Here is a 25,745-nt window from a genome sequence, read left to right as displayed (position 1 = left end):
ACGGCTGGCGGGGTCCGCGTTCTCCGGCCCACGCTCGCGGGCGCATACCCCGGTGGACCGCGAGCGTGGGCCGGAGAACGGGCACCCACACCGGCGGCCCATGCGAAGCCGCGACGAGGAACATTGCCGAGAAACATCGCCCCGAAGCCTCAGCGCACAGCAGCGACCCGCTCAGCGGCGCATCGCCCACCCGCCCAGATCAGCCCGCCGATTCGCCCTGCCGCAGCGTGTCCGCCGGCAGCCGGTCCATCTCCACCAGCAGCTTCGCCAACGCCCGCCCCGCCGCGTCGAGCAGCGCACGGCCGTTCTCCGCCGTGGCTGCGGCCGCGTTGCCCGCCGCGCCCGCCGGGTTGAGGTCCTGTGCCTGCCAGGCGAACTTCGCGCTGCGGCCGTTGCCCAGAATCTCGAAGCGCTCGGCGCGCTGCTCGCTGCTGGACACGAAGTTGCGCGCCAGTTCCATGCGCACCCGGCCCGGATTGAGCACCCGCATGAGCGCGGTCTCGACCTCGCCCGCGTGCGCGCCGAAGCGCTGCTCGTGCGCGGAAAAACGCGCGTTCACGTCCTGGCCATGGGCGTCGAGCAGCGGCAGCTGGAACCAGCTCGTGCTCACGACCAGCAGGCCGCGGCGCGCGCGCAGGTCGCGCGCCACCGGGTCCAGCAGGCCCACCTGGCCGCCGTGCGTATTGAAGATCAGCAGCTTCTTCACGCCCGCATCGGCCACGCACTCGGCCAGCTCGGTCCACAGACGCATCAGCGTGTCGGCCTTGAGCGTGAGCGTGCCCGCGAAGGCCGCGTGCTCGGGCGAGAAGCCCACGGCCTGCAGCGGCAGGAACAGCGCGGGCAGATCGGCCGGCAGGTGCCCCTGAGCGGCCTCGATCACGCCGCGCGCGATGTCGGCGTCCACCGACAGCGGCAGGTGCGGCCCGTGCTGCTCGGTGGCGGCCACGGGCAGCACGGCGATGGCGCGCCCGCGGTCGAGCGCGGCGAACTCGGCGCTGCCGAGGTCTTGCCAGTAACGCGAGGAGGGGGTGGCGGCGGACATCGCCCGATCTTACGGGCGCCGCCGCCGCCCGCGGCTCAGCGGTAGAGCCAGCGGCGCGACCACGGCAACTCCGCCGCCGGCCGGCCCGAGGGACGGCACAGCACCTGGAACAGCGCGATCTGATCGTGCTCGAAGGCCCAGGCACAGCCCGCGAGGTAGACGCGCCAGATGCGCCAGGTCTTTTCGTCCACCATGGCGCGCAGCGCGGCGGCCTTGGCCTCGAAGCGCTCGCTCCACAGCCCGCAGGTGCGCGCGTAGTGGCGGCGCAGGTTCTCGATGTCGAAGGCCTCCAGGCCACCCTCCTGCAGGGTGCGCAGCACGGTGGCGATGTGCGGCAGTTCGCCGTGAGGAAACACGTAGCGCTCGATGAAACTGCCGCCGCCGTTGGCCGTCTCGCCGTCGTTGGCGTCGGTGCTGGTGATGCCATGGTTCATGGCCCAGCCATCGGGCTTGAGCAGCTTTCGGATCTGCTGGAAGTACGGCACCAGGTGCTCCAGGCCCACGTGCTCGAACATGCCCACGCTGGTGATGCGGTCGAAGGGGCCGTCGTTGATGTCGCGGTAGTCCTGCAGGCGGATGTCGATGCGGTCCTGCAGGCCGGCGCGGCGCACGCGCTCGGTGGCCAGCTCGAACTGGTTCTTCGACAGCGTCACGCCCACGCAGTGCGCGCCGAAGCGTTCGGCCGCGCGCAGCACCAGCGCGCCCCAGCCGCAGCCGATGTCGAGCAGGCGCTGGCCCGGTCGCAACTGGACCTTGCGCAGGATGTGGTCGATCTTCTTCTCCTGCGCCTCGTCCAGGCTTTCGTCGCCGTTCTCGAAGTAGGCGCAGGAATAGACCATGTTGTGGTCCAGCCACTCGCCATAGAAGGCGTTGGAGACGTCGTAGTGGTACTGGATGGCCTCGGAATCGGTCTCGCGCGTGTGCCGGAAGCTGCGCTTGATGCGTCCCATCAGGCCGCTCTCGGGCTGGGCGTGGTTGGCCAGGCCGTGCGCCGCCGCCAGCACGTCGCCCAGCGAGCCATCGACGTCGATCAGGCCCTCGACATAGGCGCGGCCCAGGGTGTCGAGGTTGGGGTCGATCAGCAGCGGCAGGCCGCTCGCGTCCTTCACGCGAATGGTGACCTGGGGGCGCTCGAAGCGGCCCAGGTCGATCGGCTCGCCGCCGTCGCGCCAGTACAGCCGCACCGGCAGGTTGACCTTGTCTTGCATGCGCCGTGCCCAGGGCATCAGCGCCATTTCCACGATTGCTCCCATGCAGGACCCCTCCAATGGTGGTATTGACGTCAAGCCAGTCCCGGTTTTACCGAAAAAACCGGCACCGTGAACCACCGATGACAAATCGACACCGGTCGCGGGTGGGCAAAGGCCGTGCCCGGCAAAGGCCCCGGCGGAACTCGGGCGCCGCCACCCGCTCCTACCCGGCGCGCGCAAGCGCCCGACAATCCCTCCCGTCATGACCCTGCTCCTGTCCCTGGCCGCGCGCGCGCGGCGCCTCCTGTTCGCCGCCCTGGGTGGCCTGGCCCTGGGCCTGCCCGCCGCCGCGCCGGCCCAGACCCTCGGCGCCATCATGAGCGCGGCCCCGGCCGGCGTATTCCAATCGGATCAAACACGGGCCGAGTTGCTGGCCCACGCGCCCGACGGCGCCGGCCCCGGACGCACCGTCTGGCTGGGCCTGCGCCTGGACCACGCCCCGCACTGGCACACCTACTGGAAGAACCCCGGCGACTCGGGCCTGCCCACCGAGCTGCGCTGGACCCTGCCCGAGGGCGTAAGCGCGGGCGAGATCCACTGGCCCACGCCGCGCAAATTCCCCATCGGCACCCTGGCCAACTACGGATACGACGGCACGGTGGTGCTGCCCGTCCCGCTGAAGGTGAGCGACAACTTCAGTGGCAATGCCCTGGACGTCAAGCTGCAGGCGAGCTGGCTGGTCTGCCGCCAGGAATGCATCCCCGAAGAGGCCAGCTTCTCCCTGAGCCTGCCGGTCCAGGGCGGCAGCGCCGGGCACGGCGATCTGTTCGCGGCCATGCGCGAGGCCCGGCCGCGTGAGCAGCCCGCCGGCGCCAGCCAGCTCGTGCCCGAGGACGGCTTCCTGCGCGTGGCGCTCGACGGCCTGCCCGCCGCCTGGCGCGGCCGCGACCTGGAGTTCTTCCCCGAGCTGGGCGGCGTGATCGAACCCGGCGCGGCCTGGACCCAGGCCTGGGACGGCGCGCGCTGGACGGCGCGCGTACCGCTCTCGCCGCAGCGCTTCGACAGCCCGGCCAGCATGGACCTGGTGGTGGCACCGGCCCGGCCCGCCGGCGAGGGGCCGGGCGAGCCCGGCGCACGCCTGGCCGCCGTGCCGGTGCACGGCAGCTGGCCCGCCGCCGCCCCGCTGCCCACGGCCACCGTGCCCGACGCCCTGCAGGCCGCGCTGGACGCCAATGCCGCGCGCGCCTCGGCGGTCCCGCCCGGTGGCGCCACGCCGGCCAGCGCGCTGACCCTGGGCGCGGCCCTGCTGGGCGCGCTCATCGGCGGCCTCATCCTCAACCTCATGCCTTGCGTGTTCCCGGTGCTGGCCATCAAGGTGACGGGCTTCGCCCAACACGGTGGCGACGCGCGCGCCCACCGCGCCCATGGCCTGGCCTACACGGCGGGCGTGGTGCTGTCCTTCCTGGCGCTGGGCGGCCTGCTGCTGGCCCTGCGCGCGGCGGGCGAACAGCTCGGCTGGGGTTTCCAGCTGCAGAGCCCGGCCGTGGTGGCCGCGCTGGCCACGCTGTTCACCCTCATCGGCCTGAACCTCGCGGGCCTGTTCGAGTTCGGCAACGTGCTGCCCAGCCGCTTGGCCACGCTGCAGGCCCGCCACCCCACGGCCGACGCCTTCCTCACCGGCGTGCTGGCCACCGCCGTGGCCTCGCCCTGCACCGCGCCGTTCATGGGCGCCTCGCTGGGCCTGGCCATCGCCCTGCCGGCACCGCAGGCCCTGGCGATCTTCGGTGTGCTGGGCCTGGGCATGGCCCTGCCCTACCTGCTGGCCAGCGCCGTGCCCGCCGTGGCGCGCGCCCTGCCGCGCCCGGGGCCCTGGATGCAGCGCTTCAAGCAGTTCATGGCCTTCCCCATGTTCGCCACCGTGGTCTGGCTGCTGTGGGTGCTGGGCCAGCAGAGCGGCATCGACGGCGCGGCCGCGCTGCTCATGCTGCTGGTGGCGCTGGCGCTGGCCATCTGGTCCCTGGGCCTGAGCGGCCGGGGGCGGGTGGTGATGGGCGGCCTGTCGCTGGCGGCGCTGCTGGCGCTGGCCGTGGGCATCGGCCCCAGCGTGCTGCGCGCACCCGAGGAAGCCGCCGCCGCGCGCACCGACACCGGTGTGGCCGGCCTGGCCTGGGAGGCCTGGAGCCCGCAGCGCCAGGCCGAGCTGCTGGCGCAGGGCCGCCCGGTGTTCGTGGACTTCACGGCGGCCTGGTGCGTCACCTGCCAGTACAACAAGCGCACCACGCTGGCCGATGCGCGCGTATTGGGCGACGCCGCCGGCAAGAACGTGGCGCTGCTGCGCGCCGATTGGACGCGCCGCGACCCCACGGTGACGCAGGCCCTGGCCGCGCTGGGCCGCAACGGCGTGCCGGTGTACGCGCTCCACAAAACCGGCCAGCCGGTGCAGGTGCTGACCGAGGTGCTGAGCGTGGACGAGGTCCGCGCGGCGCTGGCGGCGCTCTGAGCGCGGCGGACAGCCATTTTTGTGCCCCGGCGCTAGCCTTGCCGGCGTGCTCAGCGGTTTCGCTCGTCGACCTCGCACTGACGGCTGGCGTGGTCCGCGTTCTCCGGCCCACGCTCGCGGGCGCATACATCGGTAGGCCTGCGTTGCTTCATCAACACCGTGCCGGCGCTCAGCCTCTGTGGCAGCCGCGAATGGGGCCTGCGCCCGCGAACCCCACCATCCGTCGAGAGTGACACCCGAGCAGGCCAAGGACATCGGGGTCAGCGAAATCGGGGTCAGATTCCATTTGGCCAGCGATCAACGCTCGAAGGGTGTCCGGTCTTCTTTGGCCGGCCCGCGCGTTTCGGGGACGGCGGTGTGGGTGCCCGGGCGCAGGCCCCATTCGCGGCTGCCACAGAAGCTGAGCGCCGAAGCGGTGTTGATGAAACAACGCAGGCCTACCCAGGTGGTGGACCGCGAGCGTGGGCCGGAGAACGGGCACCCACACCGGCGGCCCATGCGAAGCAGAAGCAGAAGCAGAAGCACGAAGCACGAAGCAAAGAAGCAATAAAACGAGGGGCAAGGGGCAAGAACACCGGCCCCTCAGCCACCGCGCCCCCAAGGGGATAATCCCCCGGCCCTTACATACCCCCGCCCGGCATCCAGAGACCCCATGCCCTTTGCCCCCCTGAAGAACGACAGCTTCCTGCGCGCCTGCCTGCGCCAGTCCACCGACCACACCCCCGTGTGGCTCATGCGCCAGGCCGGCCGCTACCTGCCCGAGTACCGCGCCACGCGCGCCCTGGCCGGCAGTTTCATGGGCCTGGCCACCAACGTCGACCACGCCACCGAGGTCACCCTGCAGCCGCTGGAACGCTACCCGCTCGACGCCGCCATCCTCTTCTCCGACATCCTCACCGTGCCCGACGCCATGGGCCTGGGCCTGTCCTTCGCGATCGGCGAAGGCCCCAAGTTCGAAAAAACCGTGCGCACCGAGGCCGACGTCGCCGCGCTGGCCGTGCCCGACATGGACAAGCTGCGCTACGTCTTCGACGCCGTCGCCTCCATCCGCAAGGCCCTGAACGGCCGCGTGCCCCTGATCGGCTTTTCCGGCAGCCCCTGGACCCTGGCCTGCTACATGGTCGAAGGCGGCGGCTCCGACGACTACCGCCTGGTCAAGTCGCTCATGTACTCGCGGCCCGACCTGATGCACCGCATCCTCGCCACCAACGCCGACGCCGTGGCCGTCTACCTGAACGCGCAAATCGAGGCCGGCGCGCAGGCGGTGATGGTCTTCGACAGCTGGGGCGGCGTGCTCGCCGACGGCGCCTTCCAGGCCTTCAGCCTCGCCTACACGAAACGCGTGCTCTCGCAATTGAAGCGCGAGCACGAAGGCGCCACCATCCCGCGCATCGTCTTCACCAAAGGCGGCGGGCTGTGGCTGGACGACATGAAGCCGCTCGACTGCGAGGTGCTGGGCCTGGACTGGACCGTCTCGCTGGCCCGCGCGCGCGCGCAGGTGGGCGAAGGCCCCGGGGCCAAGGCCCTGCAAGGCAACATCGACCCCAACGTGCTGTTCGCCCCGCCCGCGGCCATCGAGGCCGAGGTGGTCAAGGTGCTGGAGAGCTTCGGCCGCCCGCACACGGGCCCGGGCACCGGCCCCACGCACATCTTCAACCTGGGCCACGGCATCAGCCAGCACACCCCGCCCGAGCACGTGAGCGCGCTGGTCGACGCCGTGCATTCGCATTCGCGCCGGCTGCGCCAGACGGCCTGATGGCGCGGCGGAACACGCTCCCATTTCAGGAGTGCGACGACCGGCGGCCCCGTGTCATCAACCCGTCACCGCGGCCCGCATAGCACAAAAAAGGCCACAAAAAGCGCTTGACAGGCGCCAGTTATGCACAAAATTTGTGCTGCGGTGCGCCATCCCTCTCGGGGCCCGTGGGCCAGCGGCCCACCCCAGGGGTTGCTCCGTAAGTTATTGATTCATAAGCGCTTTGTCAGATGCCTTTTTTTGAGGCAGTTTAAGCAAAGCCTTGATTTGCAAGGGCTGCGGGCCGACACGGGCACACTATCAACAAAGTTATCCACAGAAGCGTTGGATATGTCCGCCAAGGCTTTCACATCAAGCACTTAGCGGCGATTTCGCCGACGAACGTGAGGAACTACCGCTAAACATGTGTCACTGGCCCGCCGTGGTCGTGGCCACCCCCGCGCACAGCGGGGTGGGCGACGCCCTGAGCTACCGCAGCGAACGCGCCCTGGCGCCCGGCACGCTGGTGCGCGTGCCCCTGGGCGCGCGCGAGGTCCTGGGCATCGTGTGGCGCAACGACGACGCGCCGCCCGAGGGCCTGGCCGAGGGGCAGGCGCGCGAGGTGGCCCAGGTGCTGGACGCCCTGCCCCCGCTGGACGCCGCCTGGCGAGACCTGGTGGGCTTCGCGGCGCGCTACTACCAGCGGGCCCTGGGCGAGGTGGCCCTGGCCGCGCTGCCGCCGCCGCTGCGTGATCTGGACCCCACGCAGCTGGCGCGCCGGCTCAAGCGCCCCGCGCGCGCCGCGCCGGCCGCCGTGGACCCCGACAGCGCCCGCACGCTCACGCCCGAGCAGGCCGCCGCGCTGGAGGCCCTGGCCGCCGCCGACACCGCCCCCGCCCTGCTGTTCGGCGCCACCGGCAGCGGCAAGACCGAGGTCTACCTGCAGGCCACCGCGCGCACCCTGGCGGCGGACGCCGACGCCCAGGCCCTGATCCTGGTGCCCGAGATCAACCTCACGCCCCAGCTGGAGGCGCGTTTCCGCGCCCGCTTCGGCGACGAGGCCGTGGTCTGCCTGCACAGCGGCATGACGCCCGCGCAGCGCCTGGCGGCCTGGATCGCCGCGCACACCGGGCGTGCGCGCATCGTGCTGGGCACGCGGCTGGCGGTGTTCGCCAGCCTGCCCGGCCTGCGGCTGGTCGTGGTCGACGAGGAGCACGACCCCAGCTACAAGAGCCAGGACGGCGCGCGCTACTCGGCGCGCGACCTCGCCATCTACCGCGGCAAATTGCAGAACGCGCGCGTGCTGCTGGGCTCGGCCACGCCCTCGCTGGAGAGCTGGCACGCCAGCGAGCAGGGCCGCTACCGGCGCCTGGCCATGGCCGCGCGCATCGGCGGTGGCGCGCTGCCGCGCCTGCGCCTGGTCGACATGAACCACCAGCCCAAGGGCGCGCTGATCGCGCCGCCGCTGCTGGCGGCCATGGGTGAGCGCATCGCGCGCGGCGAGCAGTGCCTGGTGCTGATCAACCGGCGCGGCTACGCGCCCGTGCTCGCCTGCCACGCCTGCGGCTGGAAAAGCGGCTGCCCCCACTGCAGCGCCTACCGCGTCTTCCACAAGCTGGACCGCACCCTGCGCTGCCACCACTGCGGCTTCACCCAGCGCGTGCCGCGCGCCTGCCCGGACTGCGGCAACCTCGACATCGAGCCCGTGGGCCGCGGCACCGAGCAGGTGGAGGAGCAACTCTCCGGCCTGCTGGCGGACGTGAAGCGCCCCGATGGCGGCCCGGTGCGCGTGGCGCGCATGGACGCCGACACCACCAAGGCCAAGGGCAGCCTGGAGGCGCAGCTGGCCGCCCTGCACGCGGGCGAGGTCGACGTGCTGGTGGGCACGCAGATGATCGCCAAGGGACACGACTTCCGCCGCATCACGCTGGTGGCCGCCGTGCAGCCCGACGCCGCGCTGTTCGCCGCCGACCACCGCGCGCCCGAGCGCCTGTTCGCGCTGCTGATGCAGGCCGGCGGGCGCGCCGGGCGCGACGCCGCGCACAGCGGCGCGGCCGAGCTCTGGGTGCAGACCTGGAACCCCGAACACCCGCTGTTCGCGCACCTGCGCACGCACGACTTCGCCGCCTTCGCCAGCGGCGAGCTGGCCGAGCGCGAGGCGGCCGGCATGCCGCCCTTCGCGCACCAGGCGCTGCTGCGCGCCGATGCGCGCACGCAGGAGGCCGCGCAGGCCTTCCTGAACGCGGCCGCCGCCGCCACGCAGGACCTGCCGCACCGCGAGGCGGTGACCCTGTTCCCGGCGGTGCCGCTCACCATCCAGCGCGTGGCCAATGTGGAGCGCGCGCAGCTGCTGGTGGAAAGCCCGTCGCGCGCCGCGCTGCAGCGCTTCCTGGCCGCCTGGCAACCGGTGCTGCTGCAATGCCGCGGCCTGCCCGAGGCACGCGGCCTGATCCGCTTCGCGGTGGACGTGGACCCGCTGTCCCTATGAGCGCCGCCGGGCCGTTCCCAAGGCGCTCGGCCTCGGCGCGCGCGGCGCGCAGGGGCGTCCTATGAGCCGCTGGTGACCTCCAGCGGCGCGATAGCGCACAGGGCCTCCACCGTCATCACCACGTCGCGGATCTTGAACGGCTGCAGCAGCAGCCGGCGGATGCCCAGGGCCTTGAGGCGGCGCACCGTGTCGGCGTCGGCGCTGGCGGTCATCACGGACACGGGCATCTCCGGCCGCGCCTCGCGCAGCCGCTCGATCAGGGCCACCGCGGCCTCGCCCTCGGCCAGCGACAGCAGCAGCGCGTCCATGCGCTGGGCCTGCAGCATCTGCTGTCCGATGGCCAGGCTGGCGGCCTGGTGCACTTGCGCCAGGTCCAGGCCGCGGCAGACACTGGCCACGGTGCTGCGCACCATGTTGTCGGGCTCGACCAGCAGCAGCTGCGGCAGGTTGCCCTGCACGGAGGTGACGGTCATGAGGCGACCTCCTCGCGGCGCACCAGCTCTTCAACCACGAGGTCGCGCAGCGAGCACAGGATGGCCAGGCCCACGCGGTCGATCTGGCGCGGCCGGCGGTCCATGAGGCACAGCGCCCCCAGCGCCATGCCGTACGGCATGCGCAACACGGCGCCGGCATAGAAGCGCACCCAGGGTGGCCCGTTCACCATCGGGTTGTCACGAAAGCGCGGGTCTTTCAGCGCGTCGGGCACCACCAGCGTCTGCCGCTCCAGGATGGCGTGGCCACAGAAGGAGAGGTCGCGCGGCGTTTCGGCCGCCTCGAAGCCGAAGCTGGACTTGGCCCACTGCCGGTCGCGATCGACCAGCGAGACGCTGGCCATCGGCACCTCGAACTCGCTCATGGCGAAGCGCGTGATGCGGTCAAAACGTTCTTCGGGCGGCGTGTCGAGAATGAGGAGTTCGCGCAAGGCCTTCAGGCGCGCATCCTCGTCGGCGGGAACCGGCGCAGCGATCATCTGGGGTCTCCTGGGCGAACCGTCGCCCGAGCCCTCTGTATCGACAGCATGCCTACCTTCTGAAGCCTCCTTTTGATGCTTTCGTTGTGAAAAGGTAAGCCGAAAGAAGGAAACCCCGCGGGCGCCAGGCACCCGCGGGGCTTCAGGAACGCACCGACCGGCGCGCGCTCAGGCCAGGTCGAAACGGTCCAGGTTCATCACCTTGACCCAGGCGGCCACGAAGTCCTTGACGAACTTGTCCTTGCCGTCGGCGCTGGCGTAGACCTCGGCCAGGGCGCGCAGCACCGAGTGCGAGCCGAACACCAGGTCGACGCGGCTGCCGGTCCACTTCACCGCGCCCGTCTTGCGGTCGCGGCCCTCGAAGTGCTCACCCGCCGGCCCCCAGGCCGTGGCCATGTCGAGCAGGTTGACGAAGAAGTCGTTGGTCAGCGTGCCCGGCCTGGCGGTGAACACCCCGAGCTTGCCGCCGTCGAAGTTGGCGCCCAGCACGCGCAGGCCGCCGACCAGCGCCGTCATCTCCGGCGCGGTGAGCGTGAGCAGCTGGGCCTTGTCGACCAGCAGGTGCTCGGCCGGCACCTCGGAGCGGGCCTTGAGGTAGTTGCGGAAGCCGTCGGCGAACGGCTCCAGGTACGAGAAAGACTCGACGTCGGTCTGCTCGGCCGTGGCGTCCACCCGGCCCGGCGCGAAGGGCACCTCCAGCGGGGTGCCGGCGGCCTTGGCGGCCAGCTCGATGCCCACGCCGCCGGCCAGCACGATCACGTCGGCCAGCGAGAGCTTGCCGCTGGCTTTCTGGATGGCCTCCAGCCGGGGCAGGGTCTTGGCCGCGACGGCGTTGACGGCCCAGTCCTTCTGCGGCGCCAGGCGGATGCGCGCGCCGTTGGCGCCGCCGCGCTTGTCACCGCCGCGGAAGGTGGAGGCCGAGGCCCAGGCCGTGGCCACCAGGTCGGACACGGGAATGCCCGCGGCGGCGATCTTGGCCTTGGCGTCGGCGATGTCGGCCGCCGTGGGCTTGTGCGTGGGCGCTGGCAGCGGGTCCTGCCAGATCAGGTCTTCCTTCGGCACCTCGGGGCCCAGGTAGCGCGACTTCGGTCCCAGGTCACGGTGCGTCAGCTTGAACCAGGCGCGCGCGTAGGCGTCGGCGAAGGCCTGCGGGTCGTTGAGGAACCTGCGCGAGATCTTCTCGTAGGCCGGGTCGAAGCGCAGCGACAGGTCGGTCGTCAGCATGGTGGGCTTGCGCTTGGGCGAGTCGGGCGTGGGGCCGGGGATGATGGCCTCGGCGTCCTTGGCCTCCCACTGGATGGCGCCGGCCGGGCTCTTGGTCTTCACCCACTCGTACTTGAAGAGGAACTGGAAGAAGTCGTTGCTCCAGCGCACCGGGGTGCTGGTCCAGGTGACCTCCAGCCCCGAGGTGATGGTGTCCTTGCCCTTGCCGGTGCCGAACTTGTTCTCCCAGCCGAAGCCCTGGGCCTCCAGCGCGGCGGCCTCGGGCTCGAGCCCGACGTTGCTGGCCGGTCCCGCGCCGTGGGTCTTGCCCAGCGTGTGGCCGCCGGCGATCAGCGCCACGGTTTCCTCGTCGTCCATGGCCATGCGTTTGAAGGTCTCGCGGATGTCCTTGGCCGCCGCGAGCGGGTCGCCGTTGCCGTCCGGGCCCTCGGGGTTGACGTAGATCAGGCCCATCTGCACGGCGCCCAGCGGGTTCTCCAGGTCGCGCTCGCCGGGCTTGTTGTGCGCGTAGCGGCTGTTGGGCGTGTTGCTGCCGGCCAGCCAGGTGGTCTCCTTGCCCCAGTACACGTCCTGATCGGGCTCCCACACGTCCTCGCGGCCGGCGGCGAAACCGAAGGTGCGGAAACCCGAGTTCTCCAGAGCCACGTTGCCGGCCAGGACCATCAGGTCACCCCAGGAGATCTTCTGGCCGTACTTCTGCTTGATGGGCCACAGCAGGCGGCGGGCCTTGTCCAGGCTGACGTTGTCGGGCCAGGAGTTCAGCGGCGCGAAGCGCTGCTGGCCGCGCCCGGCGCCGCCACGGCCGTCGCCCACACGGTAGGTGCCGGCGGCGTGCCAGGCCATGCGCACCATCAGGCCGGCGTAGTTGCCGAAGTCGGCCGGCCACCAGTCCTGCGAGTCCGTCATCAGCTGGTTGAGATCGGCCTTGAGGGCCTTGTAGTCGAGCTTCTTGAATTCCTCGGCGTAGTTGAAGGCGGCGCCCAAGGGGTTGGACCGGTTGGAGTGCTGGTTCAGCAGGTCCAGGCGCAGCTGGTTGGGCCACCAGTCCTTGTTGGACGTGCCGCCGCCAGCGGCGGGGTGGAAGGGGCACTTGGCTTCTGACATCGTGGTCTCCTGGTGGGGGTTGGTGTGGGTCGCGCGGGGCGGCGGTGAGCTCAGTGCGCCAGGGGGAGGCAGGCGAGGCGCTCGATCCATTGCGCGAAGGCGCTGCCTGGCGAAGGGGTGGTGCTCATGGTGCAACTCCTCGATGCGACCGACGCATTCTGGTCAGGCCGTCGGACCAAGTCCACCCAATAGATTGAATGTTATCGATAGCTCATGACTATCGGTAAGCACCTCCCGCCCGGAATGCCCCAGGCCGGGTCCCCAATCGCTCAGCCCCGCCGGGCGCAGCACGGCGGGCGTCCCGTGAGCGCCGCTTCAGGTCAGCAGCGTGACGGCGCCCGAGAAGGTGAGGAAGGCCGCCGCGGTGGTGACCAGGATGATGCGGGCGATGCGCCCGTTGTCGGCGCCGAAGCGCTCGGCCAGCAGCGAGACGTTGCTGGCGCTGGGCAGGGCCGCGGTGAGCACCATCACCGTGAGCGCGGCCGTGGACAGGCCCAGGCCCAGGCGGATCGCCACCAGGCCCGTGCCCAGCACCAGCAGCGGGTGCACAACGAGCTTCATCACCGCCACCGGCAGGTAGTCGCTGGTGGGCATGGGGTGATTGGCCGTCATCTGCGCGCGCGCCAGCACGGCGCCGATGGTGAACAGCGCCACCGGCGAGGCCGCGTCGGCCAGCAGCCAGACGGTCTTCTCCACCGGCACCGGCAGGCGGAAGGCCCAGGCCGAGGCCACGCCGCCCAGGCCGATGGCCCAGGGCATGGGGTTGGTGAGCACGCCGCGCAGCGCCTTGCGCGCGGCGCCGAACACGGCGGCGCGGCCGCTGCCGCCGGCCCCGTCGAGGCGCGACAGCGCGATGCACAGCGAACTGGTGACCACCATGTCCACCACCATGGTGAGGATCACCGTGCCGGCGGCCGTATCGCCCAGCAGGGCCACGATGAGGGGCACGCCCATGAAGCCCGAGTTGGGAAAGGCCGCCACCAGCGCGCCGAAGGCGGCGTCGTTCCAGCGGATGCGCGGGTTCAGCGTGAAGGCGATGGTGGCCGCCACCACCACCAGCCCGCACAGCAGGTACAGGCCGGCGACGCGGGCGTCGAGCAGCTGCGCGATCGGCGTGGTGGAGCCGAAGCGGTACAGCATGCAGGGCAGCGCGAAGAACAGCACGAAGCCGTTGAGCCCGGGAATGGCCTCCAGCGGCAGCAGGCGCCGCCGCGCGGCCAGGTAGCCGGCGAGCACGAGCGCGAAGAAGGGGAAGGTGACCAGCAGGACGTGCAGCACGGGCGGGATTGTGTCAGCCCATCGGCGGGCCGCGGGTGGTGCTGACCCGGGCGCGACACCCCCGGCCGCTATGATCCCCCGCTTTGCCTCGCTGCCTCCCATGTCCGCCGGTCTGAACCTCGCCCAGCTTGAAGCCGTGAACCACCTGGGCGGGCCCTGTCTGGTGCTGGCGGGGGCCGGGTCGGGCAAGACGCGCGTGATCACGCACAAGATCGCGCGGCTGATCCAGGCCGGGCTGGAGGCCAACCGCATCGCGGCCATCACCTTCACCAACAAGGCCGCGGCCGAGATGCGCGAGCGCGCCGGCCACCTGGTGGGGCGCGAGGCCAAGAAGGTGCTGGTGTGCACCTTCCACGCCCTGGGCGTGCGCCTGCTGCGCGAGGACGGCGAGGTGCTGGGCCTGAAGAAGCAGTTCAGCATCCTCGACACCGACGACATCACCAGCCTGCTCAAGGACTGCGGCACCACCACCGACGCCGCCACCGCGCGCCAGTGGCAGTGGACCATCAGCGCCTGGAAGAGCGCCGGCCTGAACGGCGCCGCCGCGCTGGCCCAGGCGCGCGACGAGCACGAGCGCACCACGGCGCTGATCATGCAGCGCTACGAGGAGCGCCTGGTGGCCTACCAGGCGGTGGACTTCGACGACCTCATCGCCCTGCCGCTCAAGCTGCTGGGCGAGCACGCCGAGGTGCGCGAGAAGTGGCAGAAGAAGATGGGCCACGTGCTGGTGGACGAGTACCAGGACACCAACGCCACGCAGTACGAGCTGCTCAAGCTGCTGGTGGGCGAGCGCGCGCGCTTCACCGCCGTGGGCGACGACGACCAGTCCATCTACGGCTGGCGCGGCGCCACGCTGGACAACCTCAAGCGCCTGCCGCAGGACTTCCCCGAGCTCAAGGTCATCAAGCTGGAGCAGAACTACCGCTCCACCAGCGCCATCCTGCGCGCGGCCAACAACGTCATCGGCCCCAATCCCAAGCTCTTCCCCAAGACGCTGTGGAGCGAACTGGGCGAGGGCGAGCCGGTGCGCGTGGTGGACGCCGACAACGAGGAGCACGAGGCCGAGCGCGCGGTGGCGCGCATCCAGAGCCTGCGCGCCAACTCCCCCCACAAGGAGTGGCGCGACTTCGCCATCCTCTACCGCGCCAACCACCAGGCGCGCACCTTCGAGCAGTCATTGCGCAAGGCGCAGATCCCCTACAAGGTGTCGGGCGGCCAGAGCTTCTTCGACAAGGCCGAGATCCGCGACCTCTGCGCCTGGCTGCGCCTGCTCACCAACAACAACGACGACCCGGCCTTCCTGCGCTCGGCCACCACGCCCAAGCGCGGCATCGGCCACACCACGCTGCAGCAGCTGGGCAACTTCGCCACGCAGTACAAGCTGAGCCTGTTCGAGGCCCTGTTCTCGCACTCGCTGCCCAGCGCGGTGTCCAACCGCGCCATCGGCGCGCTGCACGAGTTCGGCCGCCAGGTGAACGACCTGGAGTACCGCGCGCGGCACACCGTCGGGCACGAGGCCGCCAAGGCCTTCCTCACCGAATGGCTCAAGGACATCGGCTACGAGCAGCACCTGTACGACAACGAGGACAACGAGAAGGTGGCCGCCGCGCGCTGGACCAACGTGATGGAGTTCTGCGACTGGGTGGCCGGGCGCTGCGGCGGAAAGGTCGAGGACGAGGCCGGCGCCACCACCGAGACCGAACGCAAGACCCTGCTCGAGGTCGTGCAGACCATCGCCCTGATCTCCACCCTGTCCGAGCGCGAGCAGGACCAGAACGTGGTGACGCTGTCCACCCTGCACGCGTCCAAGGGCCTGGAATGGCCGCACGTGACGCTGGCCGGCGTGAACGAAGGCCTGCTGCCCTTCAAGGTGGACGACGACGAGCTGAGCGGCGAGGTGCAGCAGCAGCGCATCCAGGAGGAGCGCCGGCTGATGTACGTGGGCATCACGCGCGCGCAGCGCACGCTGGCCGTGAGCTGGCTCAAGCGCCGCAAGAAGGGCCGCGAGAGCGTGCCCGGCGCGGCCAGCCGCTTCATCGCCGAGATGGCGCTGGACAAGGCCACCGTGAAGGAAGACCCGCGCGAAAAGCTCAAGGCCCTGCGCGCGGAGTTCGCCAAGCGCGCGCAGGACGGCAGCGCCGAACAGAAGGCGACGGCCTGATGCGGCGCGCGCTGACCACCCTCGCGCTGGGCCTGCTGCCGGCCTGGGCGACCGCGCAGGCCCCGGCCACCTGCACCGTGCCCGACCAGTTGCCGCCGGCGCGCCTGAGCGGCGAGTGGAGCGCCCACTTCTGGGACGAGGGCGGATCGCCCGAGCGCCCGCGCGACAGCGGCGTGCTGCACCTGGAGCGCCACCCCGAATACGCAGGCAGCGTGCGCGGGGAGCTGCGGCGCGGCACCGGCGAGCGGGTGCGCCGCTCCATCGTGTCGGGCGACGTCACCGACGGCGAGTTCCACTTCGACGAGTCCGACGACGGCGTCGGCATGGCGGCGGTGTGGAGCGGCGTGGCCGAGGACTGCGGCGGACGCCTCATCATCACCGGCACGCGCCGCCCCAGCGAGACCGCCCGCGCGCCCGAGCCGGCGCTGCGGTTCCGGCTGGAAAAGGCCCCAGGCTGGCGCTGAGGCCCCGGGCCGCCTCAGGCGGCCCGACGCATCAGACCACGCCCTGCGCCAGCATGGCGTCGGCCACCTTCACGAAGCCGGCGATGTTGGCACCGTCGATGTAGCTCACGCGGCCATCGGCGCGGCGGCCGTGCCGCACGCAGGCCGTGTGGATGCCCTGCATGATCTGCAGCAGGCGGCCGTCGACCTCCTCACGCGGCCAGGACAGGCGCAGCGCGTTCTGGCTCATCTCCAGGCCCGAGGTGGCCACGCCACCCGCGTTGCTGGCCTTGCCCGGCGCGAACAGCACGCCCGCGGCCTCGAAGGCGGTGGCCGCGGCGATGGTCGAGGGCATGTTGGCGCCCTCGGCCACGCACTTCACGCCGTTGGCGATCAGCGTGGCGGCGTCGTGCTCGTCCAGCTCGTTCTGCGTGGCGCAGGGCAGGGCCACGTCCACCGGCACGTGCCAGGGGCGCTTGCCGGCCTCGAAGTGCGCGCCGGTGCGCTCGGCGTAGTCGCTGACGCGGCCGAAGTGGTGGTTCTTCACGTCCATCAGCACGGCCAGCTTGTCGGGCGAGAAGCCGTCCTCGTCGACGATGGTGCCGCTGGAGTCGGACACGGTGACCACCTTGGCGCCCAGGGCCATGGCCTTCTCCACCGCGTACTGGGCCACGTTGCCCGAGCCCGACACCGACACGCGCATGCCCTGGAAGGACATGCCCTTGGTCTTGAGCATTTCCTCGGCGAAGTACACCGTGCCGTAGCCCGTGGCCTCGGGGCGGATCAGCGAGCCGCCGTAGCTCAGGCCCTTGCCGGTGAACACGCAGTCGGCGCGGTTGCTGAGCTTCTTGGCCATGCCGGCCATGAAGCCCACCTCGCGCCCGCCCACGCCGATGTCGCCGGCGGGCACGTCGGTGTCCGAGCCGACGTGGCGGAACAGCTCGCTCACGAAGGCCTGGCAGAAGCGCATCACCTCGCCCGGGCTGCGGCCCTTGGGATCGAAGTCGGAGCCGCCCTTGCCGCCGCCCATGGGCAGGGTGGTGAGCGCGTTCTTGAAGGTCTGCTCGAAGGCCAGGAACTTCAGCACCGACAGGTTGACCGAGGGGTGGAAGCGCAGGCCACCCTTGTACGGGCCAATGGCCATGCTGTGCTGGATGCGGTAGCCGCGGTTGACCTGCACCTGGCCGTGGTCGTCGACCCAGGACACGCGAAACATCACCACCCGCTCGGGCTCCACCAGGCGTTCCAGCAAGCTGTGCTCGGCGTATTTGGGGTGCTGGGCGATGAAGGGCCATAGGCTCTCCATCACCTCGGTCACGGCCTGAAGGAACTCAGGCTGGCCAGGGTTGCGCTCGGCGACGGTGTGCAGGAACTGCTCGGCGGACGTGTACTTCACGGTGATTCCAAAATGGTGCGTTGGATAGAAAAACGCACCATTTTGCATTGGCTGCGCCCCCCGCCCGGAGGGGCCAAGCCCCCGGGAGGGCACCAGAGGCGCCGAATCTGGTGCATTCACCCCCCTTGGCGGGCCAGCGGGCCAGCCCCCTTGCCCACCCAACAGGCAGCCGGCGGCTACCTCGCCGGCGCCCGCCGGGGCGCCCCACCGCGCTGGCGCAGCAGCGCCAGGAAAGCCGCCCCCGCTGGAGACAGCGACTGCCCCTTGCGCTGGTAGACGAAGTACTCGCGCTGCACCGCCGGTCCGCGCAGCGGCACGAAGCGCACGCCGAAGTTGTCGGCGAAGGAGCGCGCGTACTCGGGCGCCACCAGCACGCCCCGGCCGTGCCCGGCCAGCGCCAGCGCGGTGGTGAGAAAGCCGACGTCGCTCACCGTGTTGAGCGCGAAGTCGTGGCCGTGCGCGTGCAGCCGGCGCTCCAGGTAGCGGTTGAACTCGTTGGAATAGCCGATCCAGCGCTCCTCGCGCAGATCCTTCCACGGCACGCTCGCGCGCCCGTAGGCCGGGTGCCCCTGGGGACAGACGAAGCGCAGCGGCACGTTCATGAGGAAGCTGCGCGTCACGTCGTCGCCGCTCGGGCGGTCGGGGCCGATGCCCAGCTCCACCGCGCCGTGGCGCACGGTGTCCACCACGTCGTCGGCCACCGCGTCCTTCAGGCGCACGCTGATCTGCGGGTGCTGCTCGCCAAACTCGCCGAGGATGGAGGCGACCCAGGTGCAGGCCATCATCTGCGAGGTGGCCACGCGCAGGAAACCCCGCCGCAGCGCGCGGATCTCGGAGGCGCCGTCCACCACCTGGCGCACGTCTTCCAGGATGCGCTGCGCCAGCGGCAGCAGGTTGCGCCCCGCCTCGGTGAGCGTGATGGCCGTGCGGCCCCGGTCGAACAGCTGCAGGTGCAGTTCCTGTTCGAGCTGCTGCACCAGCATGCTCACCGCCGACTGCGTGAGGTTGAGCTGGCGCGCCGCGCCGGTGAAGCTGCCGCTGTGCGTAACGGCGGCGAAGGCGCGCATCTGGCGCAGGCTGATGTTCATGGCGTGCCCCGCGATCGATGCCGGTGCATCCGCCGCGCGCGTGCACCACCATCAGGTTTCATGATTGATCTATCAAAACAATTCGCTTGGTTGATGGTAAGCCCGTTCCTAGAATGCCCGGCACCGTCCCATCCCCTGTCGATTCTTCTCCCCTGATTCCATGCACATCGCCGTCATAGGCACCGGCATCGTGGGCGCTTGCAGCGCCGCCTGGCTGCAGCGCGACGGCCACCAGATCACCTTCGTCGACCCGCTCGAGCCGGGCGAGGCCTGCTCCTTCGGCAACGCGGGTTCGCTCTCGCCCAGCGCCTGCCTGCCCGTGGGCATGCCGGGCATGTGGCGCAAGGTGCCCAAGTGGCTGCTCGACCCGCTGGGCCCGCTGACCGTGCGCACCGGCTACCTGCCGCGCGTGCTGCCCTGGCTGGTGCAGATGCTGCGCCACTCCACGCCGCAGGAGGTCACGCGCATCGCCACCGCGCTGCAGACCCTGCTGCGCCCCATCTTCGATTGCTACGGCCCGCTGCTGGACCACGCGCACGCCAACGAACTGGTGCGCCGCACCGGCTGCCTCTACGTCTACTCCTCGCGCGAAGCCGCGGCGCAGTGGAAATGGGGCATGGACCTGCGCCGCTCGCTGGGCGTGAACCTGGTCGACGTGGAACGCGAGGAACTCGAAGAGCTCGAGCCCGACCTGAAAGGCCAGTTCCGCTTCGGCATCCTGGCGCCCGACAACGGCTCCACGCTGGACCCCTCGCAGCTGGTGAAGGCGCTGGTCCGCCAGGCCCTGCGCGACGGCGCGCGCCACGACCACCGCTCGGTCATTGGCTTCGAGCGCGAGGGCCGGCGCGTGACCGGCCTGCGCTTGGACAGCGGCGAGCCGCTGGCGGTGGACGGTGTGGTGATCGCGGCCGGCGCCTGGTCCGGCGCGCTCGCGGCGCAGCTCGGCGACCGCGTGCCGCTGGAGACCCAGCGTGGCTACCACGTCACGGTGCGCAGCTCCAACCTGAAGCTGCGCCACACGGTAATGGCCTCCGAGGCCAACCTCATGATCAACCCCATGGCCATGGGCCTGCGCCTGGCCGGCACGGTGGAGTTCGCCGGCCTAAAACCCGCGCCCAACTACGAACGCGCGCAGGCCCTGCTGCGCCAGGGCCTGCGCCTGTTCCCGCACCTCGACACCTCCGAGGTGACGCAGTGGATGGGCCACCGCCCCTGCATGCCCGACAGCCTGCCGGTGATCGACCGCAGCCGCGGCGCGGACAACGCCTGGATGGCCTTCGGCCATGGCCACATGGGCATGTGCATGGGCGCCACCACCGGCCGCGAAGTCGCGCACCTGGTGGCCGGCCGCGCCACGCAGGTGGACCTGGCGCCCTTTCGCGCGTCCCGCTTCCGTTGAGGACGGCCATGAACACGCAGTGGGCCATCGGCGTGGACATGGGGGGCACCTTCATCGACGTGGTCGCCTGCTCCAGCGACGGCGAGCTGCGCGCGCTCAAGCACCCGCGCGAAGCGGGTGAGCTGGTGCAGCCCATCCTGGGCGCGGTGCAGCGCCTGCTGGACGAACAGAAGATCGCGCCCGCGCAGGTGGCGCGCCTGGTGCACGGCTCCACCGTGGTCACCAACCTGCTGCTCGAACAGGACGCCGGCCCGGTGGCCGTGCTCACCAACGCCGGCCTGCGCGACGTGCTCGCGCTCGCGCGCCAGGACCGCCGCGACCTCTACACCCCGGTGGTGGCGCCGCCCACGCCCGAGCGCCGGCTGTTCCCCGCCGAGCTGCGCTTCGAGATCCGCGGCCGCATCGGCGCGCGCGGCGAAGAGGTCGAGGCGCCGGACCGCGAGCAGGTGATGGCGATCGCGCACCAGCTGCGCGCGCGCGGCATCGCCTCGGTGGCGGTGTGCCTGTTGTTCGCCCACCTGCGGCCCGTGCACGAACAGCAGGTGCGCGACTGGCTGCTGCAGGCCGAGCCCGACCTGCTGGTCTCGGTCTCCAGCGAGGTCGACCCCAAGCCGCGCGAGTTCGAACGTTTCCTGGTCACGGCCTTCGACGCCTACAGCAAGCCCCTGGTGCAGCGCTACCTGCGCACGCTGGGCGAGGCGCTGCGCGAGCGCGGCCTGCCCGAGCCCGCGCTGATGCGCTCGGAGGGCGGCATCGCGCCCTGGCCCGAGGCCGCCTCGCGCCCCATCGGCCTGGCCATGTCGGGCCCCTGCGCGGCCCTGCAAGGCGTGGCCGCGAGCCTGCCCGCCGACGAACCGCGCGTGGTGATGTCCGTGGACGTGGGCGGCACCAGCACCGACATCGGCCTGCTCGACGGCGGCCGGCCGCTGTTCAGCGATGCGCTGCTGTGCGGCGATCTCACGCTGCGCCTGCGCTGCGCCGACGTGGAGTCCCTGTCCATCGGCGGCGGCAGCCTGGCCACGGTGAACGCGGGCGGTGGCCTGCGGCTGGGCCCGCGCTCCCAGGGCGCCTGGCCCGGCCCCGCGGCCTACGGCCTGGGCGGCACCGAGGCCACGCTGACCGACGCCCTGGTGCTGCTGGGCCGCCTGCCCGAGCGGCTGTCGGGCGGCGTGGCGCTGGACGCGGCGCGCGCGCACGCCGCGATTCAGAAGGACGTGGCCGCGCCGCTGGGCCTGGACGCGCAGGACGCGGCGCGCGCCATCGTCGCCACCGCCGCCACCGCCATGGCCGAGAGCGTGAAGATGCGCGCCTTCCAGCGCGACATCCACCCCGCCGACTGCGAGCTGGTGGCCGCCGGCGGCGGCGGCGCCCAGCACGTGGCCGAGGTGGCCGAGCTCGCGGGCGTGCCGCGCGTGCGCGTGATTCCCCACGCCGGCGTGATCGCCGCGCTGGGCCTGCTGGCCTCGCCGCCCACGCGCACGCTGGAATGGTCCTGCGCGCTGGCGCTCGACCACGAGGGCCTCGGCGCGCTGAGCGAACGCCGCGAGGCGCTGCACCGCTCGGTGCGCGAGGGCACGCCGCGCTGGAGCCTGGAGCTGCTGATCGTGGGCCAGGGCAACCCGGTGGAGGTGCCCTGGGACACCGGCGACGACCTGGCCACGCTGCGCGCGCGCTTCGCCGAGCGCTACGAGTCCCTGCGCGGCCAGCTGCCTGCGCGCTTCGAGGTGCAGGCCCTGCTGCTGCGCGGCGTGTTTGAACAAACCCTGCCCCAGCCCGGCGTGAGCGCCCGGCACCTGCGCCCCGATCCCGCGCTGTGGGCCGGCTGCCCGGCCGAGGGCCTGGGCCCGCGCGCGCTGTTCGCCGCCACCACCACGGTGTGGGTGCCCGCGGGCTGGCGCTGGGCGCTGGTGGCCGACGGCGCGCTGCTGCTGTCGCGCGACGGGGCCCGGGAGCCCAGGGCATGAACCACGAGCACCTGATCCTCATGGAGCCCGTTCGGCTGGCGCTGCAGGGCATCGCCGACCGCATGCAGAGCCGCATGATGCGCGCGGCCTATTCCTCCATCGCGCGCGAGGGCGGCGACTGCGCGGCCGCGGTCTTCCTGCCCGACGGCCGCCTGCTCGCGCAGGCGCGCTCGCTGCCGCTGCTGCTGGGCTCGCTCATTCCGGCGGTCGCGGGCCTGCTCCGGCGCTGCCCCGTCGAGGCCATGGCCGACGGCGACGCCTGGCTGATGAACGACCCCTGGTCGGGCGGCACGCACCTGCCCGACCTGATCGTGGTGCGGCCGGTGTTCGGCGGCGGCGCGGTGGTCGCGCTGGCCGCGGCCATCCTGCACCACCAGGACGTGGGCGGCGTGGCGGCCGGCTCCATCCCGCCCGACGCGACCGAGATCTACCAGGAAGGCCTGCGCATACCGCCGGTGCGCTGGCGCGTGGCCGGCGCGCCCGACCCGCACATCGAGGCCCTGCTCAGCGCCAACAGCCGCACGCCCGGCAACCTGCTGGGCGACCTGAACGCGCAGTGGTCGGCCGTGAGCCTGGGCGCCGAGGAAACCGCCGCGCTGCGCGCGCGCACCGGCGCGGCCTTCGAGGCCGTGTGCGAGGCCCTGCTCGCGCAGTCCGAGCGCCTGACGCGCGAGGCCCTGCGCGCCGCGCCCGATGGCGAATGGCACTGGCGGGACCAGCTCGACGGCGACGGCATCAGCGACACGCCGGTGCGCATCGCGGTCGCCCTGCGCAAGCGGGGCGACACCCTGCACATCGACTTCACCGGCTCCTCGCCACAGACGCGCGGGCCGGTGAACGCCTCGCCCTCCAGCATGGTGTCGGCCATCCTGTTCTTCATGCGCTCGCTGGCGCCGCAGGCGCCCAACAATGCCGGCTGCCTGGTGCCAGCCAGCTGGGTGCTGCCCGAGGGCAGCGTGGTCAACCCGCGCCTGCCAGCCGCGGTGAACGCGCGCACCGCCACGCTCAAGCTGGCCTGCAACGCCCTGCTCGGCGCCTGGTCCTCGGGCGCGGCGCGCGAGCCCATGGCCGCCAACGCCGGCGTGGCCACGGTGCTCTCGCTCGGCGGCGCGCGCGCCGACGGTCAGCGCTGGCTGTTCACCGAGATCATCGCCAGCGGCGCCGGCGCCAGTGCGCGCGGCGACGGCACCAGCGGCGTGTCCACCGACGTGGGCAACGCGCGCAACACGCCGCTCGAGGTGATCGAGTCGGAAGCGCCCGTGCGCGTGCACTGCTACGCGGTCCGCGAGGGATCGGGCGGCGCGGGCCGCTTCTGCGGCGGCCATGGCGTGCGCCGGGTGTATGAATTGCTGGAAGGCCATGGCAGCGTCTCCTACCGGGGCGAGCGCCATGTCAGCCGTGCGCGCGGCAGCGAAGGGGGCGGCGACGGCGCGCCCTCGGCCGCGCGCATCGAAAGAACCGATGGACGCGTCGACGTGCTGCCCGCGAGGGCGCGCGTCGACTGGTCCGCGGGAGACAGGCTCGTCATAGAAACGGCCGGAGGAGGCGCATGGGGCGAGGCCATGCCACGCCAATGAACCCACCCACTTGAAAGAGAGATCCCCGATGAAACGTTTCGCCCTCAACCGCAGAACCCTGGTCAGCGCGCTGGCCGCGGGAACCACCCTGGGCCTGGCCGCGCTCACTCCGCTGGCCGCGGCCGCGCAGGACACCTACCCGAGCAAGGTCGTGCGCATCGTCGTGCCCTTCCCGCCCGGCGGCAGCACCGACCTGCTGGCGCGCAAGCTCGGCGAGAAGCTCGCCGCGCAATGGAAGCAGACCGTCATCGTGGACAACCGCCCCGGCGCGGGCGGCACGGTGGGCGCGGACCACGTGTCCAAGTCGGCCCCCGACGGCTACACGCTGCTGCTGGGCGTGACCGGCAGCAACGGCATCGCCGGCTCGCTGTACCCCAACCTGCCCTACGACCCGGTGAAGGGCTTCACGCCCGTGACGGCCGTGGTGACCGCGCCGCTGCTGCTGGTCAAGGGCGAGCGCGTGGCCGCCAAGACGCTGGCCGAGCTGGTGGCCGCCGCCAAGGCCAAGCCGGGCTCCATCACCTACGGCTCGCCGGGCACGGGCACGTCCATGCACCTCACGGGCGAAATGTTCGAGCTGGCGACCAAGACCGCGCTGCTGCACATCCCCTACCGCGGCAGCGCTGGCGCGCTGAGCGACCTCATGGGCGGCCAGATCGACCTGATGTTCGGCGACATCCTGGTGGTGATGCCGCAGATCGAGGCCAAGAAGCTCACGCCGATCGCCGTCACTTCCAAGGAGCGCCACCCCATGTTCCCCAACGTGCCCACCGTGGCCGAGAGCGGCTACCCGGGCTTCGAGGCGCTGTCGTGGCAAGGCCTGTTCGCGCCGCCCGGCACGCCCGCGGCCATCGTCGACAAGCTCAACAAGGACGTGAACGCCGCGCTCGCCAGCCCCGACATCCAGGAGTACTTCGTCTCGCGCGGCTTCAAGCTCGGCGGCAGCGGCGCGGCCGAGTACAAGGCCTTCATCGAGGCCGAGAACAAGAAGTGGGCCACCATCGTGAAGACCGCCGGCGTGAAGCCCGACTGAGTCCCGCCCAGCGATGCCGAACAACCCGGACATCCTCCACGTCGACCCGCCGGTTCAGCGGGCCGGCGTGGTGCAACCGATCTCGCCCGCCGTGGTGGCCGATCAGCGGCTGGTCTTCGTCGCGGGCCAGGTGCCCATGCGCAACGGCCAGCCCGCGGGCGAGGACATCGTGAGCCAGACGCACTACACGATCGACCTGATCGAGGACATCCTGCGCCGCGCCGGCTGCACGCTGGCCGACGTGGTGAAGACCACCGTGTGGCTGGTCGACGGCCAGGACTACCCCGGCTTCAACGCGGCCTACGCCGAGCGCTTCCCGGCCGCCACCGCGCCGGCGCGCTCGACCGTGATCGCGGGCCTGATCGCGCCGGTGCGCGTGGAGATCGAGGCGGTGGCGCTCAAGCCGCGGGCCTGAGTCGCACGCGACCTTGGGGCGGGCGCGCTATCATGCCCGCCCGCCATGACCGCAGCAGCCCCTCCCCCGGCGCGACGCCCCGCGCGCGAAAGCCGCCAGCGCATCCTCGCCGCCATCCGCGAAGCGGCGATCCAGGAGTTCAGCCTGCACGGCCTCAAGGGCACGTCCACCCAGGCCATCGCCGAGCGCGCGGGCCTCACCAAGCCCCAACTGCACTACTACATCGCCGGCAAGGAGGAGCTCTACGCCGAGCTGCTCGACTCGGTGATGATGGCCTGGAAGATCCCGTTCGCGCCGCCGGGCATGACCGAGCCGGCCGAGATCCTGGCCCACTACATCCGACTGAAGCTCGACCACGCCTTCGACCAGCCCACCGTCTCGCGCATCTTCACGCGCGAGATCCTGGACGGTGGCCACAACCTCGACCGCTACTGGCCCAAGGCGCGGATCTGGGTCGAAGAAGAGGTGGCCATCCTCAACGGCTGGATGGCGCGCGGCCTGATGCGGCCCATGAACGCCCACCTGCTGCTCATGCACATCTGGGCCATGACGCAGCACCACGCCGACTTCGCGCTGCAGGTGCGCGAGATCTGCGGCCAGGGCCAGCAGGCGCCGCTGGACCGCGAGGCCGTGGCCAACGAGCTGATCCCCTTCGTGCTGCGCGGCTGCGGCCTGCTGCCGGCCTGAGCCGCGCGCGGCCGGCGCCCCCCACCCCACCGTCCCCGGGTAATCCCGCCT

19 protein-coding genes are annotated in these 25,745 nt (G+C 71.6%); 11 read left to right on the top strand and 8 right to left on the bottom strand.

From position 1 onward, the window contains the following. Positions 1-199 precede the first annotated feature (199 nt). Both JNX00_RS02600 and JNX00_RS02595 read right to left on the bottom strand, forming a co-directional pair. Entirely contained in the window at positions 200-1,042 is an 843-nt protein-coding gene (locus JNX00_RS02600) for a creatininase family protein (RefSeq protein WP_204743999.1), read from the bottom strand. Between the two features lie 35 nt (positions 1,043-1,077). Continuing rightward, positions 1,078-2,295, bottom strand: a complete 1,218-nt coding sequence (locus tag JNX00_RS02595) for a cyclopropane-fatty-acyl-phospholipid synthase family protein (protein ID WP_239478245.1) — start codon at positions 2,293-2,295, stop codon at positions 1,078-1,080. A gap of 313 nt (positions 2,296-2,608) precedes the next feature. Here JNX00_RS02595 and JNX00_RS02590 point away from each other — a divergent pair, with 313 nt between their 5' ends. The 3 genes from JNX00_RS02590 (at position 2,609) to priA (ending at position 8,955) form a co-directional block, all read left to right on the top strand. After that, on the top strand, positions 2,609-4,732 hold the full coding sequence (locus JNX00_RS02590) for a protein-disulfide reductase DsbD domain-containing protein (RefSeq protein WP_239478313.1): 2,124 nt from the start codon (positions 2,609-2,611) through the stop codon (positions 4,730-4,732). 652 nt (positions 4,733-5,384) lie between these two features. After that, positions 5,385-6,488 (top strand): uroporphyrinogen decarboxylase, encoded by a 1,104-nt coding sequence (gene hemE / locus JNX00_RS02585; RefSeq protein WP_204743997.1) that lies wholly within the window; start codon positions 5,385-5,387, stop codon positions 6,486-6,488. A 403-nt stretch (positions 6,489-6,891) separates the two neighbouring features. Continuing rightward, a complete protein-coding gene (gene priA, locus JNX00_RS02580) occupies positions 6,892-8,955 on the top strand; it encodes a primosomal protein N' (RefSeq protein WP_204743996.1) in 2,064 nt (687 codons plus the stop codon). Positions 8,956-9,014: 59 nt separating this feature from the next. Here priA and JNX00_RS02575 read toward each other — a convergent pair whose 3' ends face one another. From JNX00_RS02575 to JNX00_RS02560, 4 genes are all read right to left on the bottom strand, one after another. Next, a complete protein-coding gene (locus JNX00_RS02575; RefSeq protein ID WP_204743995.1) occupies positions 9,015-9,428 on the bottom strand; it encodes a response regulator in 414 nt (137 codons plus the stop codon). After that, a complete protein-coding gene (locus tag JNX00_RS02570) occupies positions 9,425-9,925 on the bottom strand; it encodes a GAF domain-containing protein (RefSeq protein ID WP_070400467.1) in 501 nt (166 codons plus the stop codon). The genes JNX00_RS02575 and JNX00_RS02570 overlap by 4 nt, the downstream gene beginning before the upstream one ends. Positions 9,926-10,093: 168 nt before the next feature. Beyond that, the gene (katG, locus tag JNX00_RS02565; protein WP_070400468.1) at positions 10,094-12,253 is read right to left on the bottom strand and encodes a catalase/peroxidase HPI; all 2,160 of its coding nucleotides are present in this window, start codon (positions 12,251-12,253) and stop codon (positions 10,094-10,096) included. A 315-nt stretch (positions 12,254-12,568) separates the two neighbouring features. Then, a complete protein-coding gene (locus JNX00_RS02560; protein ID WP_204743994.1) occupies positions 12,569-13,531 on the bottom strand; it encodes an AEC family transporter in 963 nt (320 codons plus the stop codon). A gap of 100 nt (positions 13,532-13,631) precedes the next feature. Between JNX00_RS02560 and JNX00_RS02555 the strand changes: the two genes are divergently transcribed. Further along, positions 13,632-15,692, top strand: a complete 2,061-nt coding sequence (locus tag JNX00_RS02555; protein WP_070400470.1) for a UvrD-helicase domain-containing protein — start codon at positions 13,632-13,634, stop codon at positions 15,690-15,692. Further along, positions 15,692-16,156: a hypothetical protein gene (locus tag JNX00_RS02550; protein ID WP_070400471.1), complete on the top strand. Its 465-nt coding sequence runs from the start codon at positions 15,692-15,694 to the stop codon at positions 16,154-16,156. Before JNX00_RS02555 ends, JNX00_RS02550 begins: the two co-directional genes overlap by 1 nt. Positions 16,157-16,187: 31 nt before the next feature. Here JNX00_RS02550 and gdhA read toward each other — a convergent pair whose 3' ends face one another. Both gdhA and JNX00_RS02540 read right to left on the bottom strand, forming a co-directional pair. Beyond that, the gene (gene gdhA, locus JNX00_RS02545; protein ID WP_070400472.1) at positions 16,188-17,531 is read right to left on the bottom strand and encodes an NADP-specific glutamate dehydrogenase; all 1,344 of its coding nucleotides are present in this window, start codon (positions 17,529-17,531) and stop codon (positions 16,188-16,190) included. 176 nt (positions 17,532-17,707) lie between these two features. Next, on the bottom strand, positions 17,708-18,619 hold the full coding sequence (locus JNX00_RS02540; protein WP_070400473.1) for a LysR family transcriptional regulator: 912 nt from the start codon (positions 18,617-18,619) through the stop codon (positions 17,708-17,710). 160 nt (positions 18,620-18,779) lie between these two features. Here JNX00_RS02540 and JNX00_RS02535 point away from each other — a divergent pair, with 160 nt between their 5' ends. From JNX00_RS02535 to JNX00_RS02510, 6 genes are read left to right on the top strand one after another with little or no spacing between them, the layout of a single operon-like run. Beyond that, a complete protein-coding gene (locus tag JNX00_RS02535; protein ID WP_070400474.1) occupies positions 18,780-20,018 on the top strand; it encodes an FAD-dependent oxidoreductase in 1,239 nt (412 codons plus the stop codon). 8 nt (positions 20,019-20,026) lie between these two features. Further along, positions 20,027-21,982, top strand: coding sequence for a hydantoinase/oxoprolinase family protein (locus tag JNX00_RS02530; RefSeq protein ID WP_204743993.1), 1,956 nt, complete (start codon positions 20,027-20,029; stop codon positions 21,980-21,982). After that, positions 21,979-23,559, top strand: a complete 1,581-nt coding sequence (locus JNX00_RS02525) for a hydantoinase B/oxoprolinase family protein (protein WP_070400476.1) — start codon at positions 21,979-21,981, stop codon at positions 23,557-23,559. Before JNX00_RS02530 ends, JNX00_RS02525 begins: the two co-directional genes overlap by 4 nt. 28 nt (positions 23,560-23,587) lie before the next feature. Next, complete coding sequence (locus JNX00_RS02520) at positions 23,588-24,592, top strand: tripartite tricarboxylate transporter substrate binding protein (RefSeq protein ID WP_204743992.1); 1,005 nt, start codon at positions 23,588-23,590, stop codon at positions 24,590-24,592. A gap of 13 nt (positions 24,593-24,605) precedes the next feature. Next, positions 24,606-25,007, top strand: a complete 402-nt coding sequence (locus JNX00_RS02515) for a RidA family protein (protein WP_204743991.1) — start codon at positions 24,606-24,608, stop codon at positions 25,005-25,007. A 45-nt stretch (positions 25,008-25,052) separates the two neighbouring features. Then, on the top strand, positions 25,053-25,694 hold the full coding sequence (locus tag JNX00_RS02510) for a TetR family transcriptional regulator C-terminal domain-containing protein (RefSeq protein ID WP_070400479.1): 642 nt from the start codon (positions 25,053-25,055) through the stop codon (positions 25,692-25,694). Positions 25,695-25,745: the final 51 nt, after the last annotated feature.

The organism is Hydrogenophaga sp. YM1 (assembly GCF_016903055.1).
In the GTDB taxonomy this organism is placed as follows: domain Bacteria; phylum Pseudomonadota; class Gammaproteobacteria; order Burkholderiales; family Burkholderiaceae_C; genus Hydrogenophaga; species Hydrogenophaga borbori.
Note: the sequence above shows the minus strand (reverse complement) of the source record. Positions and strands in the feature narration are given on the sequence as shown.

Coding starts and splice junctions, on each gene's coding strand:
- JNX00_RS02590 (WP_239478313.1), top strand. CDS start 2,609: ATGAGCGCGGCCCCGGCCGGCGTATTCCAATCGGATCAAACACGGGCC.
- JNX00_RS02595 (WP_239478245.1), bottom strand. CDS start 2,295: ATGGGAGCAATCGTGGAAATGGCGCTGATGCCCTGGGCACGGCGCATG.
- JNX00_RS02550 (WP_070400471.1), top strand. CDS start 15,692: ATGCGGCGCGCGCTGACCACCCTCGCGCTGGGCCTGCTGCCGGCCTGG.
- JNX00_RS02575 (WP_204743995.1), bottom strand. CDS start 9,428: ATGACCGTCACCTCCGTGCAGGGCAACCTGCCGCAGCTGCTGCTGGTC.
- JNX00_RS02555 (WP_070400470.1), top strand. CDS start 13,632: ATGTCCGCCGGTCTGAACCTCGCCCAGCTTGAAGCCGTGAACCACCTG.
- priA (WP_204743996.1), top strand. CDS start 6,892: ATGTGTCACTGGCCCGCCGTGGTCGTGGCCACCCCCGCGCACAGCGGG.
- katG (WP_070400468.1), bottom strand. CDS start 12,253: ATGTCAGAAGCCAAGTGCCCCTTCCACCCCGCCGCTGGCGGCGGCACG.
- JNX00_RS02530 (WP_204743993.1), top strand. CDS start 20,027: ATGAACACGCAGTGGGCCATCGGCGTGGACATGGGGGGCACCTTCATC.
- JNX00_RS02510 (WP_070400479.1), top strand. CDS start 25,053: ATGACCGCAGCAGCCCCTCCCCCGGCGCGACGCCCCGCGCGCGAAAGC.
- JNX00_RS02515 (WP_204743991.1), top strand. CDS start 24,606: ATGCCGAACAACCCGGACATCCTCCACGTCGACCCGCCGGTTCAGCGG.
- JNX00_RS02540 (WP_070400473.1), bottom strand. CDS start 18,619: ATGAACATCAGCCTGCGCCAGATGCGCGCCTTCGCCGCCGTTACGCAC.
- JNX00_RS02535 (WP_070400474.1), top strand. CDS start 18,780: ATGCACATCGCCGTCATAGGCACCGGCATCGTGGGCGCTTGCAGCGCC.
- JNX00_RS02570 (WP_070400467.1), bottom strand. CDS start 9,925: ATGATCGCTGCGCCGGTTCCCGCCGACGAGGATGCGCGCCTGAAGGCC.
- JNX00_RS02600 (WP_204743999.1), bottom strand. CDS start 1,042: ATGTCCGCCGCCACCCCCTCCTCGCGTTACTGGCAAGACCTCGGCAGC.
- JNX00_RS02520 (WP_204743992.1), top strand. CDS start 23,588: ATGAAACGTTTCGCCCTCAACCGCAGAACCCTGGTCAGCGCGCTGGCC.
- hemE (WP_204743997.1), top strand. CDS start 5,385: ATGCCCTTTGCCCCCCTGAAGAACGACAGCTTCCTGCGCGCCTGCCTG.
- JNX00_RS02525 (WP_070400476.1), top strand. CDS start 21,979: ATGAACCACGAGCACCTGATCCTCATGGAGCCCGTTCGGCTGGCGCTG.